This window comes from Streptomyces sp. A3M-1-3, assembly GCF_024213665.1.
Taxonomy (GTDB): domain Bacteria; phylum Actinomycetota; class Actinomycetes; order Streptomycetales; family Streptomycetaceae; genus Streptomyces.
Map to the genome: position 1 here is coordinate 60,557 of NZ_JANAVP010000006.1, position 16,929 is coordinate 77,485.

Sequence of the window (16,929 nt, forward strand, 5' to 3'; positions counted from 1 at the left end):
ACGTTGTCGCCCCGGTTGTCACCGTTGCCGTTACCACCCCGGTTGTTGTCGCCCCGGTTGTCACCGTTGCCGTTACCACCCCGGTTGTTGTCGCCCCGGTTGTCACCGTTGCCGTTACCGCCCCGGTTGTCGCCATCGCACCTGACGGACAGCGTGTGCCGCCCCGGCGACGCGTGATCGTTGATCCGGACCCTGGCGAATCCGACCGAGCCCGCCGACAGCTCGGCACGCGGAAACGTGCCGTCATTGGATGTCACGGTGCCACCGCGGTCGCAGCCGCTGGCACTGACCTGCAAGATGCCGCCCTGGTGGACCTGCCGTGGGTTGACCGTGACGTTGCGCGGTCCGCCGTTTCCGCCGCTCGGCGCCCCGCCGTTGGGGACGTTGGTGGCTGTCGCCACCGGGGCGGAGAGCGCGACCGCGGCGCAGGCGGCGATCAGCGAGAGAGCGCGTGAAGCACGCATGTGAACCTCCATCAGGGAAACGCCCCGGGGCGGTGCCCTGGGATATTCGACGAGAACGCCTCCCACGACGAACACTCACCGGAGTAGGCAATCGGCGCATTTCGGCACTGGTCCGCCCCGGTGAGGCGACACGCCGGAGCGGAGTCGCCCGGAACCGGCTGACGCGCAGGTCACGGACCGTCAGCCCGCTTATCGGATCAATACTCGGATGGATGCACCCGGATCCGGAGCCGCCACCCGTTCGCCCTTCCCTCCTCGCCGCCCTCCTCGCGCGCGCTTAGCGTGCGTACTGGCGCAGTGAACGCGGGGACGGACCGCGTCGGGAAGGGAGAGCCATGACCGAGGACGAGACCGGCACGGAGTCCAGGAGGCGCCGCTCCCCCTGGGGTGTCCTGGCTTTGGTCATGCTCACCGGCCTCGCCATGATGCGAAACGGCGCGGATGTGCCCATGGGGCCGCCGCAACCCGCCGCGGCCGCCGCAGTTGACGGCCGACCCGACTCCCTCTCCGCGGCTGCGCCGACGCCCCCCGAGGGTCTCGACCCCCTGATGCACTCCTCGGTCCAGGGGGTACGGATTCCCACCATCAATGTCGACGCACCCGTGATGACGGTGGGTCTGGACAGCCAGGGGTGGATCGAGGCACCGCCGCCCGGGGACTCCAATCTCGCCGGCTGGTACTTGAACGGCATCGCGCCGGGGCAGCAGGGCACGGCGGTTATCGTCGGCCATGTCGACAACGACTCGGGCCCCGCGGTGTTCTACAAACTCGGGACACTCCGGAAGGGCCACCAGGTCGAGGTCACCCGGTACGACGGGCGGGTCGCGATCTTCGAGGTGTACGGCGTCGAGGTGTTCAGCAAGAACGGCTTCCCCGGCGCTCTCGTCTACGGCGACAACGGGCACCCGGAACTCCGGGTGATCACCTGCGGCGGCGGTTACTCGAAGGCGGGCGGCTACGACGGGAATGTCGTGGTCTTCGCCCGGATGATCGCGACCCGCTGACGGCTCAGCGTGCCGGCAGGACGGGGAGGGTGACGCCGTAGCCCGCGTCCAGCAGCTCCGGCAGATATCTGCGCAGCGCACGGACGCTTTGCGAGCGGTCACCGCCCGCGTCGTGCGACAGGACCACCACCCCCGGGCCCGCGCCTTCCCGTACTCGCCTGACGATGGTCCCGGTGCCCGGCTCGGTCCAGTCCAGGGTGTCCACGGTCCAGGCGAGCGGCTCCATGCCGAGTTCGGCGCCGATTTCGAACGTCCACCGGTTCCAGGCCCCGTACGGTGCCCGGAACCAGACGGGCGGCATTCCGGTCGTACGCGCCACCAGGTCGCTGGTGCGGCCCAGTTCGGCGGCGATCATCCGCCGTCGGAGCCGGGTGAGGAGCGGGTGCGACCAGGAGTGATTGCCGACCACGTGCCCGTCGTCGGCCATCTCGCGCAGCAGGTCCCGGTTGTCTACGGCCATCTCGCCGCAGACGAAGAACATCGCCCGGACCTCGTGACGGCGCAGGGTGCGCAGGATGGCGGGGGTGTAGCGCGGGTCGGGTCCGTCGTCGAAGGTCAGCACCATGCTGCGGTCGTGCGGGGGCAGCCGCAGGATCGGCTTGCGCCGCACGGGCGGCAGTCCCGGCCGGTACCGTTGCGGTGCGTGGGCGGCCATGGGCCGGAGCCGGTACGAGGCGGGCCCGAGCGGACGACTCACCCGCACCCCCGCGCCGGACCCGACACCCGTACCCACACCGGGCCCCACGCCGGGACCGGCGGCGGGGGGCGCGCCGGGGGCGTCTGGTCCCGGCGGGCCGCCGGTCTGTTCCCTGATCAGGGCTCCGGCGGCCCAGATGGCGCCGAGGCAGACGGCCGCGCGCAGCAGCGCTCGGCGCTCAATAGGCGGTTCATCGTTTTTCATGATTAATGGCTTGCATGGTGGGCAGCCCACCTGCCCGACCCACACCGGCCGACACAGCGAAAGCACCCGATAGGACGAGCGGACACCCGACGGGGCATCGCACTCAGCGGCCCATCGTCAGTCCTTGGCCGGCCGCGCCCCGGCTCAGCACCGCCTGGCGTATGGCCTGCTGAGCCTTCTCGTAGTCGTCGCGGCCGGGGCTGCGGCTCAGCACCTCGGGCAGATTGACCACGCGCCCCGCCGTTACGTCCATCCACTGCGGGATGAACTCCGCCTTCCGCACCTGCCAGCGCTCGCCACGCCCGGCCGGCGGCGCGAACGTGAAGCGGCCGATTGAGCCCTGGTTGCCCCGGGGGTCGGCCCTGTTCTCGTAATTGATCATCGGCCCGGCTATCTGGTCTCCCATGCCGTAGACGATCCAGGTGCCGTTGACCTTCTCGTACGCCTGCGGGACATGGGCGTGCGTGCCGAGGATCAGGTCGATGTCGCAGCGGCCGCCGGTCTGCGAGGCGGTGAGGCTTCTGCCGAGGGTCAGTTGCAGTTCGTCAGGGGCCGTCTGCCACTCGGTGCCCCAGTGCAGGCTCACCACCACGACGTCGGCGCCCTCCCGGCGGGCCGCCCTGGCGTCGGCGACGATCTTCTCCTCGTCGATCAGACTGACCGCCCAGGGCTGTCCCTCGGGCATCGGGTAGCCGTTCGTACCGTAGGTGTAAGCCAGTTGGGCGACCTTGGCGGAGCCCGCCGTCAGCCAGGCGGGCCGCCCGGCCTCGGCGGCGGTGCGGGCGGAGCCGGCGTGTTTGATCCCTGCCCGGTCGAGCGTGTCCAGGGTCCGGCCGAGGCCGGCCGCGCCGTCGTCCAGTGTGTGGTTGGAGGCGGTGGAGCAGGAGTCGTAACCGGTGGCCGCGAGCGCTTCGGCGATCTGCGGCGGGGACTTGAAGTCCGGGTAGCCGGTAAAGGGTCCGCCCGCCTCGCCGTACACCGTCTCCATGTGGCAGATGGCCAGGTCCGCCTGGGCCACGACGGGCCTGACGCCGGCGAGCATCGGCTTGAAGTCGTACCCCTCGCCTCCCGCGTCCGCCTTGGCCTGGCGTATGACCGAGGCGTGCGGGAGGACGTCTCCGCCGGCGACGAGGGTGAAGCCGCCGGCCGGCGCGGAGCGCGTGGCAGCGGAGGGTTCGGGGCCGGCCCGGGAACCCTCGGTGGCGGAGGGCGCTTCCGGGCCCTCGGAGCCGCCGAGCCGGGCGGGGGCCGGGGACGAGCCCGCACACCCGGCCGTCGATCCGAGCAGGAGGACGGACAGGGCCATCGCTGCCAGGCGTGTTCGCTTCTTCATCAACCCGGCCTCCATACATAGGATTATCGGGCATTTCAATCCATAGGGAAGCCGACGGCATGTCAAGCAGCCGTCCAGAGCGCCGTTCGCCTTACCGTTCGACCGCTCACCGCACCCGCCGGACGGTCCGCTCGGCCGCTGGGCGCTGCGCTGCCGCGTATACGCCGACTGGCGGATATCTCCGCCGGAATGCCGGGCCAGTCTGTGATCACCGCCGCAGCCGCGGTCCACGGCCAACCGGACTTCCCGAAGGAGCGTTTACGGTGCCTTCCTCCCTCCAGCAGCACACCGGTACGACCGCGACGGCGCCGCGCACCGGCGATCGGGCGCTGGCCGAGCTCCAGCGGGAGCACGGCAAGGCCCTGTTCGGCTTCCTGCTCGGCCTCACCTACGGCGACCGGCAGCGCGCCGAAGACCTGGTACAGGAGACCCTGGTACGCGCCTGGCAGCACCCGGAGGCGCTGGAGAGCGACCACGAGTCGATGCGCCCCTGGCTGTTCACCGTGGGCCGCCGGCTGGCGATCGATGCGCGCCGGGCCCGGCAGGCCCGGCCCAACGAGATCGGCGCGGATGTGCTGGAGCAGTCCGCCGCTCCCGACGACCACATGGCGCAGTCGGTCACCGCGCTCGATGTGCGCGAGGCCGTGCGAGCGCTGAGTCCCGAACACCGCGATGTGCTGGTACAGGTCTACTTTCGCGGCCGGTCTGTGGCCGAGGCGTCCGAGGCGCTGCGCATACCGCCGGGCACGGTCAAGTCCCGTTCGTACTACGCGCTGCGCACCCTGCGGAAGGAACTCCCCGGATACGGCCTGGTCGGCTGACGGTCACCGCAGCCGCTCAGCCCCCGCCCGCGTGCCGGTCGACGGCCTCCCGGGCCACCTCCCGGGCCACCTCGGTGCGCGACCGCATCCCCAGCTTGCTCAGGATGTGCGAGACATGCGTCTGCACGGTGCGGGGAGAGAGGAACAGCTCGGTTGCGATCTCGGGATTCGAGCGCCCCTCCGCGACCAGCAGCGCGACCTTCAGCTCGGTGGGGGTGAGCGCGTCCCAGCCGGTGGTGGGCCTGCGCCGCGCGGTGCGGCTTCCTCTGCGTACGCCCAGCGGGCGCAGCCGGGCGTCCGCCCGGGCGACGTCCCACCGGGCGCCCAGTTCCGTATAGACATCCACGGCGCGGCCGAGGCTCGCTCGCGAGCCGGCGAGATCGCCCCGCCACGCCTGCGCCACCGCGAGGTCCTCGAGGGACTGCCCGAGCAGCAGCGGCCACGCGCCGCGCGCGTACTGGGCGACCGCCTGTCCCAGTACCTCGGGGTCCTGGGCGAACAGCCCTCGGCAGCGCACGGCCGCGGTCGCGGGTCCGGGGAAGTCGGGTGCGCCCGCCGCTGCCGCCTCGCAGGCCGCCACCGCGGCCTCGGCGGTCCTGGTGTCACCCGTCTCCAGCGCGAGACGTACCACGTCCGGCAGCAGCGAGAAGGACTCGTGGAGCATGGCGGCGGCGAACTCGTCGGTCAGGACCGGCAGCAGTTCCCCGAGCGCGTCCGCGATCCGTCCCTCGCGCTCCGCCCCCAGGGAGCGGGCCAGCAGCAGACTTCCGCAGTAGCGCCGGGCCGCCGCCGTCCTGAGCACGCCGGGATCCAGCCGGCTGAGGCGGTCGAGTGCCTGCGGCCGCTGGTCGCGGTGGCCGAGGATCAGGGCCTGCGTGCCGTGCACCAGGACGGGCAGCCACGGGTCCGAGACCTGGCGGGCGGAGGCCCGTTCGAGGTCGTCCACCGCGCTGTCCCAGTTCCCCCGGCGGAAGTGCAGCTCGGCCGAGCGGGCCTCGATGCCGGCGAGCCGCCCGGTCGACCCGGTCCGTACGGCCAGTTCGCGCGCCTCCTCCAGGGCCTGCCGCGCGGCCTCTCGATCGTCAAGCTCCGCGAGGCCGTCGGAGTGGTTGACGAGCAGCAGCAGCTCGATGTCGGTGGCGGCGGGCGTCCGGCGCGCGCAGGCGATGCCCTGTGCGGCGTGGGCGACGGCGTCCCGGCCGCGCCCCAGCACGGTCAGCGCGTACGACATCGCGTGGTGCGCCTCCGCCTGGGCTTGCGGGTCCGCGAGCCCGGCCGCCTCGGCCACCAGCGCCTCGGCGTCCCGGCACGCCGGCGCCGCCTGCCCCAAGTCCGCCCGGCAGAGCACCTGGCACGCCGCGAGCCTGACCCGCCACAGGCGGGAGAGCCCGGGCGCGGACAGCGCGTCCTCGGTCGCCGCCAGCGCCTCGGACGTGCTGCCCTGGATCATCAGGGCCGACGCCAGCATGAAGTCGAGGGCGGAGCGGCGGTCGGGATCCTGGGCGCGATCGAGGTCGCGGTCGCGGTCGCGGTCGCGCAATGTGGCCAGCAGACCGACCGACTCCGGGCGGCGGAGCAGCAACGCCGCCTCCGCGAGACGCTCTTCGAGGACGTGGCGGACGGAGTCGTGGGGGCGGCCCTGACCGATGGCGCGCTCGATGAGGGCGGCGGCCGCGGCGGGAGCCACGGCGATCAGCTGCTGCGCCGCCGCCACGAGCCAGCTCAGCGCCCAGCCGTCCAACGGGCCGGTGGTGTCGAGGAGTTGTCCGGCGACGGTGGCCGGGGCGGCGCCCGACGCGGCGAGGGCGCGTGCGGAGTCCAGGTGCAGGGCGGAACGGACCGAGGCGGGGAAGCCCGCGTACAGGGACTCGCGGAGCACGGCGTGCCGGAAGCGCAGCCGGTCCCCCGCATCGACCAGCAGCCCGGCGGCGATCGGCTCGGACAGCGCGCCGAGCAGGTCCCGTGCAGAACGGCCTACGACGACGCCGAGCTCGCCAACGGTGAACTCGGTGCCGAGCAACGAGGCCTGGTACAGCGTGTCGTACGCGTCCGGGCCGAGGAAGCCGAGCATGCCCCGCATGGCCTGCAGAAACCCAACCGACCCGGCCCCGCCGAACCCAAGGCCCCCGTCGGCGCCCGAGGAACCGGCGGCACCGGCGAGACCGGAGGGACCAGCAAGACCGGGAGGGCCGAAGCGACCGGACGGATCGGCAAGACCGGCCGGACCGAAGCGACCACGAGGACCGGCGGCACCCGGGAGACCGGAGGAACCGGGGCGCCCGGCGGCGGCGGAGGGACCCGAGGAACCGGAGCCACCGGCGAGACCCGGGAAACCGGCAAGTCCGGCGGCACCGGCGGCACCGGCGGCATCGACAAGACCGGAGGAACCGGCCAGACCCGAGGAATCCGCAAGACCGGACGGACCGGAGGCACCGGCGAGACCGGGGCGCCCGGCGGGGCCGAGGGAAACTGCGGGGCCGGAGGGAACTGCGGGACTGGCAGGGCCGGCGGGGCCGGCGAGGCCCGCCAGGCCTGCGAGGGCGTCGCAACTGCCGTTGCCGGCGTCAACGGCCGGGGGCAGCTCGGCCTGTCCGCCGGAGGCGGTGATCTGCCCCTCCGCGGCCAGTCCGGTGATCAACTCCCGGAGGTAGCGCGGGTTCCCGCCCGCGAGGGCGGCCCGGCCGCGCAGCCGGGGTCCCGGCGGCGCACCGACGACGTCCTCGACCAGCCGGGTCGTCTCCTGCGGTGTCAGTGACCCGAGCCGGACGGACATGGTGCCGCGCTCGGCCAGGCCGGCCCGCACCCGCGTCAGCTCACGGCGCACCGGCACCGGCCGGCAGGCCGCGGCGAGCAGCAGCGGCATGCCGGGCGCCGCCTTGGCCAGCCGATGCCAGACCAGCAGGCTGGCGTCGTCGGCCCACTGCAGGTCGTCGAGCACGAGTACGAGCGGTTCCTCGGCGCACAGCCGGCCGATGAGCGCGTGGACCAGGTCCATCGCCCCCATCTGTACGGCTTCGAAGGCGCGCGCGTCGCCCGTGGCGCCGCGCAGGAGCCGCATGATCTCTGTACGGGTCGTGTCCGCCGCGGCGCCGCCGCCGGACAAGCAGTCGAGGACCGCGCGGAGCGGGAAGCGGCTGCCGAGTTCGTCGGCCGCTCCGTGCTGTGCGCGGACGCCGAGCTTCGCGGCCTCCGCGAGCAGGGCATCGAGCAGGTCGGACTTGCCCACTCCGGGCTCGCCCTCAACGAGCACGGAGCCACCTCGCCCCGCGGCTGCCGCACGCAGCAGCTCACGCAGCGTGTGCACCTCTTGCTCCCTGCCGATCCGCACGGCTCATTATCGGCCCGCCGGCGCGGTAGTCCACCCCGGTGGTGCCGGTAGGCTCGGCCGCGCGGGGAACGTACGCCCGGCCTTGCGCCCGGTCTCAAGGCGCGGCCCACGCGAACGCGTGGCGTATAGAAAACGAAACCACAGCGACAAATTGAGTAAAGCCCGTCCGTCGCGCGTGTCTGAGAGTGAAGGCTCGTCGGTGACGGCACGGCGTGCGAGATAGACCGGGAGAAGGTGGAGCGGTTGCGGCCCGAGAGCACGAACGGCACCAGCGGGGGCGAACTGGCGGTTCCCATGGCGTGGTTGTACGCCGAGTACATCGCCGACGAACTGCTGCGCACCGGCAACCTGATCCCGTCCGGCACGCTGGAGTTCCGGTCCGGCCGGCAGACCCTGGCGCTGACCATCTACCTCTCGGACAGCGCGGGCGAACTCTCCGGCATACGGGTCATATCGCGGCTCGACGAGTGGCTCTCCCTGACGGCGTACGGCCACCCCTGGCAGGACTGGGTACGCGACCGCTTCGCCCGCATCGACGAGGAGCGGGGCGAAGGGTCCGGCACCGGCCCGGACCTCGAACTCGCCCGGTCCACGTGGCGCTGGCTGGAGCGCACGGAACTCCTGGCCACGGACCTGGACACGGCGAACCCCTGGCACCAGACGGACCTCACCGTGGACGAGACCATCCAGGTATGGACGCCGGCCTGGCAGCTGGGACTGCCCCTGGGCCACCTGGCGATCCATCTCTTCTGACGCGCGTCACTTCTGCGAGTGCACCCCCGCGCGGTACTTGGGGATCCGGACGGTGACCTTCATGCCCGCTCCCGGGCCCGTCTCGATGACCAGGCCGTAGTCGTCCCCGTACACCTGGCGCAGGCGGTCGTCGACGTTGGAGAGCCCGATCCCGGCGGACGCGGTGCTCTCCCCCGCCAGGATCCTGCGGAGCAGCGCCGGGTCCATGCCGACTCCGTTGTCCTCGATGGTCACCATCGCCTCGGCGCCCGCGTCCTGGGCCGCGATGGTGATGCGGCACTCGTCGACGGAGTCCTCCAGGCCGTGCTTGACCGCGTTCTCCACGAGCGGCTGAAGGCACAGGAAGGGCAGCATCACGGGCAGCACCTCCGGGGCGACCTGGAGGGTGACCTTCAGCCGGTCGCCGAAGCGGGCGCCGGCCAGGGCGAGGTACTGCTCGATGGAGCGGAGTTCGTCCGCGAGGTTGGTGAAGTCGCCGTGCCGGCGGAACGAGTAGCGGGTGAAGTCGGCGAACTCCAGGAGGAGTTCACGGGCCCGCTCCGGGTCGGTGCGGACGAACGAGGCGATCGCGGCAAGCGAGTTGAAGATGAAATGTGGTGATATCTGAGCGCGCAGCGCCCGGATCTCGGCCTCGATCAGCCGAGTGCGCGACTCGTCGAGCTCCGCGAGTTCCAGTTGTACGGAGACCCAGCGGGCCACCTCGGTCGCGGCCCTGACCAGCACGGCCGACTCCCGCGACCCGTACGCGACGAGCGCGCCCAGCACCCCCTCCTCGCCGGTCAGCGGCGCGATCACCGCCCAGCGCAACGGGCATTCGGGGTCCTCGCAGTGGGTCCGGACGCTCTGGCTCCGCCCGGAGTCCAGCATCTCCGCCACCCGAGGCATCACCCGTTCCTCGTGATGGCCGCCGCCCGGCCCGTCCCAGGCGAGCACGGTCTCGCGGTCGGTGAGGCAGAGCGCCTCCGTGCCCAGCAGGGAGCGCAGCCGGCGGGCGGCCTTGCGAGCGGTGTCCTCGGTGAGCCCGGCCCGCAGCGGCGGCGCGGCCAGTGAGGCGGTGTGCAGGGTGTGGAAGGTGGCCCGTTCGACGGGGGTGCCGAGGTCGAGGTCCGCCTTGTGGCCGCGCCGTGCCGTCAGTCGGCCGAGCGCGAAGCCCGCGGCGAGGACCACAGCCGAGGCGGCGGACAGCGCCGCGATGAGGGTCGCACTCATCGCGGCGCTCCCCCGGTCTGCTGGGCGAGGTCTTCCGGGAGGTGCAGGCGCGCCAGGGTGGCGGCGGTACCGGCCGGGATGCGGCTGCGGGTGGCCAGCGACACCAGCACCATGGTCAGGAAGCCGAGCGGCACGGACCATACGGCGGGCCAGGCCAGCAGGGTGTGCGGCCAGCCGCCGCCGGGGACGCCGGCCCGGGTGGCCATCACGGCGGTCAGCGCGGCCCCGCCGCCGACGATCAGCCCCGCGACCGCTCCGGGCGGGGTGAGCCCGCGCCACCAGATGCCGAGTACCAGCAGCGGGCAGAACGACGAGGCCGAGACGGCGAAGGCGAGCCCCACCGCGTCGGCCACCGGCACGTTCGTCGTCACCGTGCTCAGCGCGAGCGGCACCCCCATGGCGAAGACGGTCGCGAGCCTGAAGTGCCGTACGCCGCGCGTCGGCAGGACGTCCTGGGTCAGTACGCCGGCGACCGCCATGGTCAGCCCCGAGGCGGTGGAGAGGAAGGCGGCGAACGCGCCGCCGGCCAGCAGCGCGCCGAGCAGGTCCCCGCCGACGCCTCCGATGATCCGCTCCGGCAGCACGAGTACGGCGGCGTCCGCCTCGCCGGTGAGGGCGAGTTCGGGTGCGTAGATACGGCCGAGGGCCCCGTACACGGGCGGCAGCAGGTAGAAGGCTCCGACCAGGCCGAGGACGACGAGCGTAGTGCGGCGCGCCGCGTTGCCGTTGGGGCTCGTGTAGAAGCGGACGGCCACGTGCGGCAGTCCCATGGTGCCGAGGAAGGTGGCCAGGATCAGCCCGTACGTCGCGTACAGCGGGTGTTCCTCCCGGCTGCTGGAGAGCGGCTGGGACCAGCTCGACCCGCCCGCCCCGGCCGGGTCGGCCTTCTCCGGCACCTGAGCGCGGGCGGGGAAGCGGAGCGTGGTGCCGGCCTCGATGAGGTGGGTGCCGGGGGCGAGCGCGAGCGGCTCGCCGTCGTACGGCTTGTCGTCGACGGAGCCGGTGACGGTGATCCGCAGCGGTTCGGCGATCTCTATCCGTACGGTGTCGTCGACCCGTACGGCGGTGTGCTCGCGGAACGTCGCCGGCTCGGCGAAGCGGGCGCGCGGCGCGTCGTCGCCCAGCCAGGCCAGCACCAGGAAGAGCGCGGGGACGAGCAGCGCGGTGAGCTTGAGCCAGTATTGGAACGCCTGGACGAAGGTGATGCTGCGCATGCCGCCGGCCGCGACCGCCCCGGTCACCACGAGGGCGACCACCAGCCCGCCGACCCAGTCGGGCGCGCCGGTGAGGATTTCGAGGGTCAGCCCCGCGCCCTGGAGCTGGGGCAGCAGATAGAGCCAGCCAATGCCGACGACGAAGAGGCTGGCCAGCCGGCGGACGTGCTGCGACTCGAGCCGCGCCTCGGCGAAGTCGGAGAGGGTGTACGCGCCGGACCGGCGCAGCGGGGCGGCGACCAGCACCAGAAGGACGAGATAACCGGCCGTGTACCCGACCGGGTACCAGAGCATCTCGGGGCCTTGCAGGAGGACCAGGCCCGCGACGCCGAGGAAGGACGCGGCGGAGAGGTACTCGCCGCTGATGGCGGCGGCGTTGAGGCCGGGCTTCACACTGCGGGAGGCGACGTAGAAGTCCGAGGTGGTACGGGATATCCGCAGCCCGAGCGCGCCGAGAGCCACGGTCCCCAGCACTACGACGGTGACAGCGGGGACAGCGTACGCCTGGTTCACCGGCGTCAGCGTCCTTCGACGAGACCGGTGAAGTCACGCTCGTTGCGTTCGGCGCGCCGGACGTACCAGCGGGCTATCAGCACCAGCACGGGGTAGACGGCGACGCCGAGGACGCCCCAGAGGAGGGGCGTGGGGGACGCGAGCGCACCGGAGGCGCGCGCGAGCGCGAACAGCAGCGGCAGGGTGCCGACGACCAGCACCAGCACGCCGAGGGCGAGCAGAGCCGTCCGCAGCTGGCTGCGCATCAGCGAGCGTACGTAGGTGGTGCCCAGCGTGGTCTGCTCGGTGATCTCGGACCGGGCCGGCGCATGCCCGGGGGGCCGCCGCCGGGCACTGCGGGGCACACCGGTAACGGTCTCGCGGCGGGGGGACTGCTCAGCAGACATCGTCGTCCGCTCCGGCATCTCTCGGCGGCTGTCGGGGCGCAGTGGAGTCTACGCAGCGACGATTACCGCGGGTAGACGGGAACCCGGTTCCACGATGCGCAAGCTATGCGCCCGGCCCAGCCCAGCCCGGCCCTGCCAGAGCACAACCGGGCCCAGCCCGGCCCAGCCCCGCGAGGGCACAACCGGGCCCAGCCCAGCGCGGCCCAGCCCAGCCCCGCCCGGCCCAGCCCCGCCAGGGCACAACCGGGCCAGGCCCGGCTCAGCGCGGCCCGGCTCAGCTGGGCCCGCCGGGCACGACCGGGGCCGTACGGCCGGCGCGCGGTGCCGAACGGGGTCGGTGGGCGATCAGCGCTGGGCGTGCCGCATCAGCAGGTCACGTAGCTCCCGTGCGTGGCGGCGGCTGACGGCGAGTTCGGCCTCGCCGACCCGCACGCTCGTCGTCCCGGCGTCCAGCCGCAGTTCGTCGATGCGGCCCAGCGCCACCAGGTGACGGCGGTGTATGCGGACGAAGCCCCGCGACGCCCAGCGCTCTTCCAGCGTGGAGAGCGGAATCCTGACGAGGTGGCTGCCCGCGCCCGTGAAGAGCCGGGCGTAGTCGCCCTGCGCCTCGACGTACGCGATGTCGTCGACCGGGATGAGGCGGGTGACTCCGCCCAGTTCGACCGGAATCTGGTCGGCGCTGCTGCCGGCCGGGCTCGTACCGGCGTGGGCAGGACCGCTCGGCGGCAGACCTGCCAAGGACACGAGCGGTGGGGTACGGGACTCACGCGCCGCCTCGAACCGGTCGCACACCCGGCGCACCGCCTCGGCCAGCCGCTCCCTGCGGACCGGCTTGAGGACGTAGTCGACCGCCTTGAGGTCGAAGGCCTGGACCGCGAAGCCCTCGTGGGCGGTGACGAAGACGATGTGCGGGGGCCGGGCGAACCCCGCGAGCAGCCGGGCGACGTCGAGACCGGTCAGCCCGGCCATGTGGATGTCGAGGAACACCACGTCGATGGCGTCCGCGCCGTCCGGTCCCGAGTCGAGCGCCCGGTTGATCCGGCGCAGCGCCTCGGTGGCGTCGGTCGCGCCCTCCACGCTCCGTATCCGCGGATCGGCGCGCAGCAGGTACAGCAGCTCCTCGAGAGCGGGTCTCTCGTCGTCGACGGCCAGTGCTCGCAGCATGCAGCGGAGTGTAGGCGGGACCAGGACGGCCTGGAACCGCCCCTCCACGGCCGGTCCACGGCCGGGCCGTCTGCCGCCGGCCGTGAGCAGAAGGGCGCCCGGTTCCGTACTCGTGGGCAACACCTCCCGCACGCCACGCCCCGTAGAACGCGCTCGACACGCAAGGAATGGCCCATGAGCCCGCAGCAGCGGCACCGAGACGCCGGCGCGTACGCGCTCGGCATCCTGGATCCGGCGGAAACGTTCCGCTTCGAGGAGCACCTGGCCGACTGTGCCGTGTGCGTGATACGGCTCAACGAGCTGGCCGGGGTCGAAGCGCTGCTGGCTCCGCTGGGCGAAGTCGGACCGCCCGCCCGGCCGCACCCCGGACTGCTGGGCCGGCTGCTGGACGAGGTCACGGCGCGCCGCCGCAGGAGCAGCAGGCGCCGGCTCCGGCTGGTCGCCGCGGCGGCCGCGCTGATCCTCGCGGCTCCGGCGGCCGCGCTGGGGTGGGAGAGCCGGGGGGACGGCGGCGTGCGGCAGTTCACCGCCACGGACGCGGTCACCGGGGTCTCCGCCGCGCTCGCTCTGGAGGAGAAGGAGTGGGGCACCGACGTCGGGCTCCGGGTCACGGACGTGCCCGGCCCGTCGACGTGTTCGCTGGTCGCGGTCGGCCGGAACGGCGAAGAACAGACCGTCGCCACCTGGGCCGTGGCCACGGCCTCGGACGAACCCCTGGTCGCGCAGGGCGCCGCAGCGCTCGGGCGGGACGAGATCGACCACTTCGAGGTCCGTACGCCGGACGGCAGGCGGCTGGTCAGGGTCAGCATCGGCCTGTGACCGCCGGCCCTGACTGCGGCCTGTAACCATTGACCCGCCTACTTGAGCAGCCGGGACATCCGCCGGTCGGCGAGCGCCTTGCCGCCCGTCTGGCAGGTGGGGCAGTACTGCAGCGAGGAGTCGCTGAACGACACCTCCCGGATCGTGTCGCCGCACACCGGGCAGGGCTCGCCGGTACGGCCGTGCACTCGCAGCCCGCTCTTCTTCTCCGCCTTGAGCCGTCCGGCGGCCACCCCGCGAGAACGCTCCACCGCCTCGCGCACGGTGTGCTCCATGGCCTCGTACAGCCGGTTCACCTCGTCGTCGGTCAGGCTCGCGGCGAGCTTGAACGGCGACATCTTCGCCGCGTGCAGAATCTCGTCGCTGTACGCGTTCCCGATCCCCGCGATCACGCTCTGGTCCCGCAGTACGCCCTTGAGCTGCCGCCGTTCCCCGGCGAGCAGCGCGGCGAACGCCGCCCGGTCGAAGCCCTCGCCCAGCGGATCCGGCCCGAGCCGGGCGATGCCGGGCACCTCGGCCGGGTCACGTACGACGTACACGGCCAGCCGCTTCTGTGTGCCGGCCTCGGTGAGGTCGAACCCCTCGCCACTGTCCAGTACGACCCGCAGGGCCAGCGGGCCCTTTCCGGGCCGCGGCGGCGCGGCGGGCACCTGGTCCTTCCACTGCAGCCAGCCCGCCCGGGCGAGGTGGGTCACCAGATGCAGCGCGCCCACCGTGACATCGAGAAACTTCCCGTGCCGGTCGACGGCGGTGACGGCCTGCCCCTCCACCGCGGACAGCGGAGGGTCGTACGTCTTGAGCACACTCACGGCGACCGGCATGGCACGGGCGACCGTCCGACCGACGAGGTGTTCGGTCAAAAACGCCCTGAGCGCTTCGACTTCCGGCAGTTCGGGCATGCTTCCCAGCCTGCCTCACCACACCGCCACTCGCTCGGCAGCTGACCGCCATGTCGCCTCAGGGCACGCTGAACTCGCACCACACGCACTTGCCGCTGCCGCGCGACTCCACGCCCCATACGTCGGCCAGCCGATCCACCAGGATCAGGCCGCGGCCCGAGACGCCCGACTCGCCGGCCTCCCGGCGGCGGGGCAGGGCGCTGGAGCGGTCCTCCACTTCGACGCGCAGGCCGCGTTCGGGGCCGGTCAGGACGCGGATGGTCACGATCGCCGGGCCGTCGGTGTGCAGCAGGGTGTTGGTGATGAGTTCGTCCGCGACGAGCTCGATCTCGTCCGAGCGTTCCTTGGCTCCCCAGGCTCGGACCGCCGCGCGGATCATGTGGCGGGCGGAGGAGAGCGCCTCCGGGTCGTTCTGGGCGACATGCTGCTGGAGCCGGCCGCCGCCCTGGGGTGCGTCGGTCACGCGGCGGCGCATCAGGAGCAGTGCCATGTCGTCGTCGCCGCCGCGTTCGTCGCCTACTTCGCAGAGCCGGTCGGCGAGTTTCTGGAGGTCCGCCGGGCCGCCGCGGACCAGGGAGGTGAGGAACCGGACGCCGTCGTCGAGGTCGGCGCCCGGCTGTTCGACGAGCCCGTCGGTGCACAGCAGGAGCGTTTCGCCCGGGTCGAGTTCGACCGTGGTGACCGGATACTCGAGGCGGCCGAACTCGGCGGAGAGGCCGAGCGGCATTCCGCCGTCCACCGGAAGCCGGCGGCAGTCGCCGTGCCGGCCGCGGAGCAGCGGGTCGATGTGCCCCGCGCGCACGATCTGCAGGACGCCGGTCGAGAGGTCGGCCTCCACATACGTACAGGTCGCGAAGCGGTCGGTGTCCAGTTCGTCCAGGAAGACCGAGGCCCGTGCCATGACTGTGGCCGGCGAGTGGCCCTCGGCGGCGTAGGCCCGCAGGACGATGCGCAACTGGCCCATGACCGCGGCCGCGTGGGTGTCGTGGCCCTGGACGTCCCCGATCACCGCGCCGACCCGGCCGCCGGGCAGCGGGATCACGTCGTACCAGTCACCGCCGATGTCCCGGCCCATCCGCGCCGCACGGTAGCGGACGGCGATCTCGGCACCCGGTACGGCGGGGATGCGGCGCGGCAGCATCGCCTGCTGGAGCCCTTCGGCGAGATCGTGCTCCTGTTCCAGCAGCATGGCCCGCTGGAGGCTCTGCGCGATGCTGCTGCCGAGTGCGACCAGGAGGTTGCGCTCCTCCTGGGAGAAGCCGCCCTTGTCCTGGTAGAGCAGCCCGAGCGCACCGATCGGGCGGGCCTGGGCGATCAGCGGCAGGTACGCGGCGGCGGTGAAGTCCATCCACGAGATCTTCGACCACAGTTGCGGGTACCGTCCCTCGAACTCCTCGCGGGAGTCGATGAAGCGGGGTTGCAGGGTCCGTACGACCTCGCTCATCGGGAACTCTTCGTCGATACGGGTGTACCGGGTGCCGGGGACGAAGCTGCCGGGCGGTCCTTCGGCGACCAGGTGGATGCGGCCCGACTCGACCAGGCCCATGATGAGCCCCATCGAACCGAGCCGTTCCATGCCGTGGTGGTCACTGAGCGCGTCGATGACGTCCTGCACGGTGCGGGCGTGGGCGAGCGCCGCGGTGGTGCCCTCGACGACGGAGGTCTGCCGGCGCCGTTCCTCGTCGACGCCGAGGCGTTCGGCGGAGTGGGACAGTTCCTCGGTGGCGTCGCGGACGATGCCGATGATGCGGTGCGGGCGGCCGTCGCCGTCGTGGCGCAGGATCCGGCCCTGGGCGTGGGTCCAGCGCAGTCGACCGTCACGGCGGCGGATGCGGAAGTACGCGCCGTACGACGCCGCGCCGCTCTTGAGCGCCTGGGAGACGAGTGCGTCGAGCCGGACGGCCTCGGCGGGCGGGACGCGGTGGGCGAGGGACTCCGGGTGGTTGTCGTACTCGTCGGGGCGCAGATCGAAGACCTCGAGGGCGGTCCGGTCCATGTGCATGAGGCCGGTGGCGAGGTCCCAGTCGAAGCTGCCCATGCGATTGAGCGCGAGACTCAGGTCGGGGTGCGCGGGCCAGTCGTCCGGCAGCGTGAGGGCGGTCGGCACCGATCCACCATGAC

The 16,929-nt window shown here is 72.6% G+C and carries 14 protein-coding genes; 4 read left to right on the top strand and 10 right to left on the bottom strand.

Features of this window, described 5'->3' with window-relative positions; genetic code table 11:
• Nucleotides 1-464 (bottom strand): hypothetical protein (locus NLX86_RS08755; protein ID WP_254371029.1); only part of this gene is annotated, 464 nt, incomplete at its 3' end.
• Nucleotides 465-799: 335 nt separating this feature from the next.
• On the opposite strand from NLX86_RS08755, the gene NLX86_RS08760 reads away from it, so the two are divergent.
• The gene (locus tag NLX86_RS08760) at nt 800-1,468 is read left to right on the top strand and encodes a class F sortase (RefSeq protein ID WP_254371030.1); all 669 of its coding nucleotides are present in this window, start codon (nt 800-802) and stop codon (nt 1,466-1,468) included.
• Nucleotides 1,469-1,472: 4 nt separating this feature from the next.
• Here the strand turns inward: NLX86_RS08760 and NLX86_RS08765 are convergent, their stop codons facing one another.
• Complete coding sequence (locus NLX86_RS08765) at nt 1,473-2,369, bottom strand: polysaccharide deacetylase family protein (protein ID WP_254371031.1); 897 nt, start codon at nt 2,367-2,369, stop codon at nt 1,473-1,475.
• A gap of 103 nt (nt 2,370-2,472) precedes the next feature.
• A complete protein-coding gene (locus NLX86_RS08770) occupies nt 2,473-3,702 on the bottom strand; it encodes a CapA family protein (protein ID WP_254371032.1) in 1,230 nt (409 codons plus the stop codon).
• A gap of 263 nt (nt 3,703-3,965) precedes the next feature.
• On the opposite strand from NLX86_RS08770, the gene NLX86_RS08775 reads away from it, so the two are divergent.
• The gene (locus NLX86_RS08775; protein WP_254371033.1) at nt 3,966-4,523 is read left to right on the top strand and encodes a sigma-70 family RNA polymerase sigma factor; all 558 of its coding nucleotides are present in this window, start codon (nt 3,966-3,968) and stop codon (nt 4,521-4,523) included.
• A 16-nt stretch (nt 4,524-4,539) separates the two neighbouring features.
• Here NLX86_RS08775 and NLX86_RS34670 read toward each other — a convergent pair whose 3' ends face one another.
• Nucleotides 4,540-7,851, bottom strand: coding sequence for an AAA family ATPase (locus tag NLX86_RS34670; RefSeq protein ID WP_308409562.1), 3,312 nt, complete (start codon nt 7,849-7,851; stop codon nt 4,540-4,542).
• Nucleotides 7,852-8,145: 294 nt separating this feature from the next.
• On the opposite strand from NLX86_RS34670, the gene NLX86_RS08785 reads away from it, so the two are divergent.
• Nucleotides 8,146-8,604: a hypothetical protein gene (locus NLX86_RS08785; RefSeq protein WP_254371225.1), complete on the top strand. Its 459-nt coding sequence runs from the start codon at nt 8,146-8,148 to the stop codon at nt 8,602-8,604.
• 6 nt (nt 8,605-8,610) lie between these two features.
• Here the strand turns inward: NLX86_RS08785 and NLX86_RS08790 are convergent, their stop codons facing one another.
• The 4 genes from NLX86_RS08790 to NLX86_RS08805 form a co-directional block, all read right to left on the bottom strand.
• Nucleotides 8,611-9,813, bottom strand: coding sequence for a histidine kinase (locus NLX86_RS08790; RefSeq protein ID WP_254371035.1), 1,203 nt, complete (start codon nt 9,811-9,813; stop codon nt 8,611-8,613).
• Nucleotides 9,810-11,540, bottom strand: coding sequence for a cation acetate symporter (locus NLX86_RS08795; protein ID WP_254371036.1), 1,731 nt, complete (start codon nt 11,538-11,540; stop codon nt 9,810-9,812). Before NLX86_RS08795 ends, NLX86_RS08790 begins: the two co-directional genes overlap by 4 nt.
• Before the next feature lie 5 nt (nt 11,541-11,545).
• Nucleotides 11,546-11,926, bottom strand: a complete 381-nt coding sequence (locus NLX86_RS08800) for a hypothetical protein (RefSeq protein WP_254371037.1) — start codon at nt 11,924-11,926, stop codon at nt 11,546-11,548.
• 345 nt (nt 11,927-12,271) lie between these two features.
• Nucleotides 12,272-13,090 carry a LytTR family DNA-binding domain-containing protein gene (locus NLX86_RS08805; RefSeq protein WP_254371038.1) on the bottom strand — a complete coding sequence of 273 codons (819 nt, stop codon included), beginning with the start codon at nt 13,088-13,090 and terminating at the stop codon, nt 12,272-12,274.
• A gap of 174 nt (nt 13,091-13,264) precedes the next feature.
• On the opposite strand from NLX86_RS08805, the gene NLX86_RS08810 reads away from it, so the two are divergent.
• Nucleotides 13,265-13,909, top strand: coding sequence for a zf-HC2 domain-containing protein (locus NLX86_RS08810; RefSeq protein WP_254371039.1), 645 nt, complete (start codon nt 13,265-13,267; stop codon nt 13,907-13,909).
• Nucleotides 13,910-13,947: 38 nt separating this feature from the next.
• On the opposite strand, the gene NLX86_RS08815 is transcribed toward NLX86_RS08810, so the two are convergent.
• A complete protein-coding gene (locus NLX86_RS08815; RefSeq protein WP_254371040.1) occupies nt 13,948-14,808 on the bottom strand; it encodes an Fpg/Nei family DNA glycosylase in 861 nt (286 codons plus the stop codon).
• Nucleotides 14,809-14,866: 58 nt separating this feature from the next.
• The gene (locus NLX86_RS08820) at nt 14,867-16,915 is read right to left on the bottom strand and encodes a SpoIIE family protein phosphatase (protein WP_254371041.1); all 2,049 of its coding nucleotides are present in this window, start codon (nt 16,913-16,915) and stop codon (nt 14,867-14,869) included.
• Nucleotides 16,916-16,929: the final 14 nt, after the last annotated feature.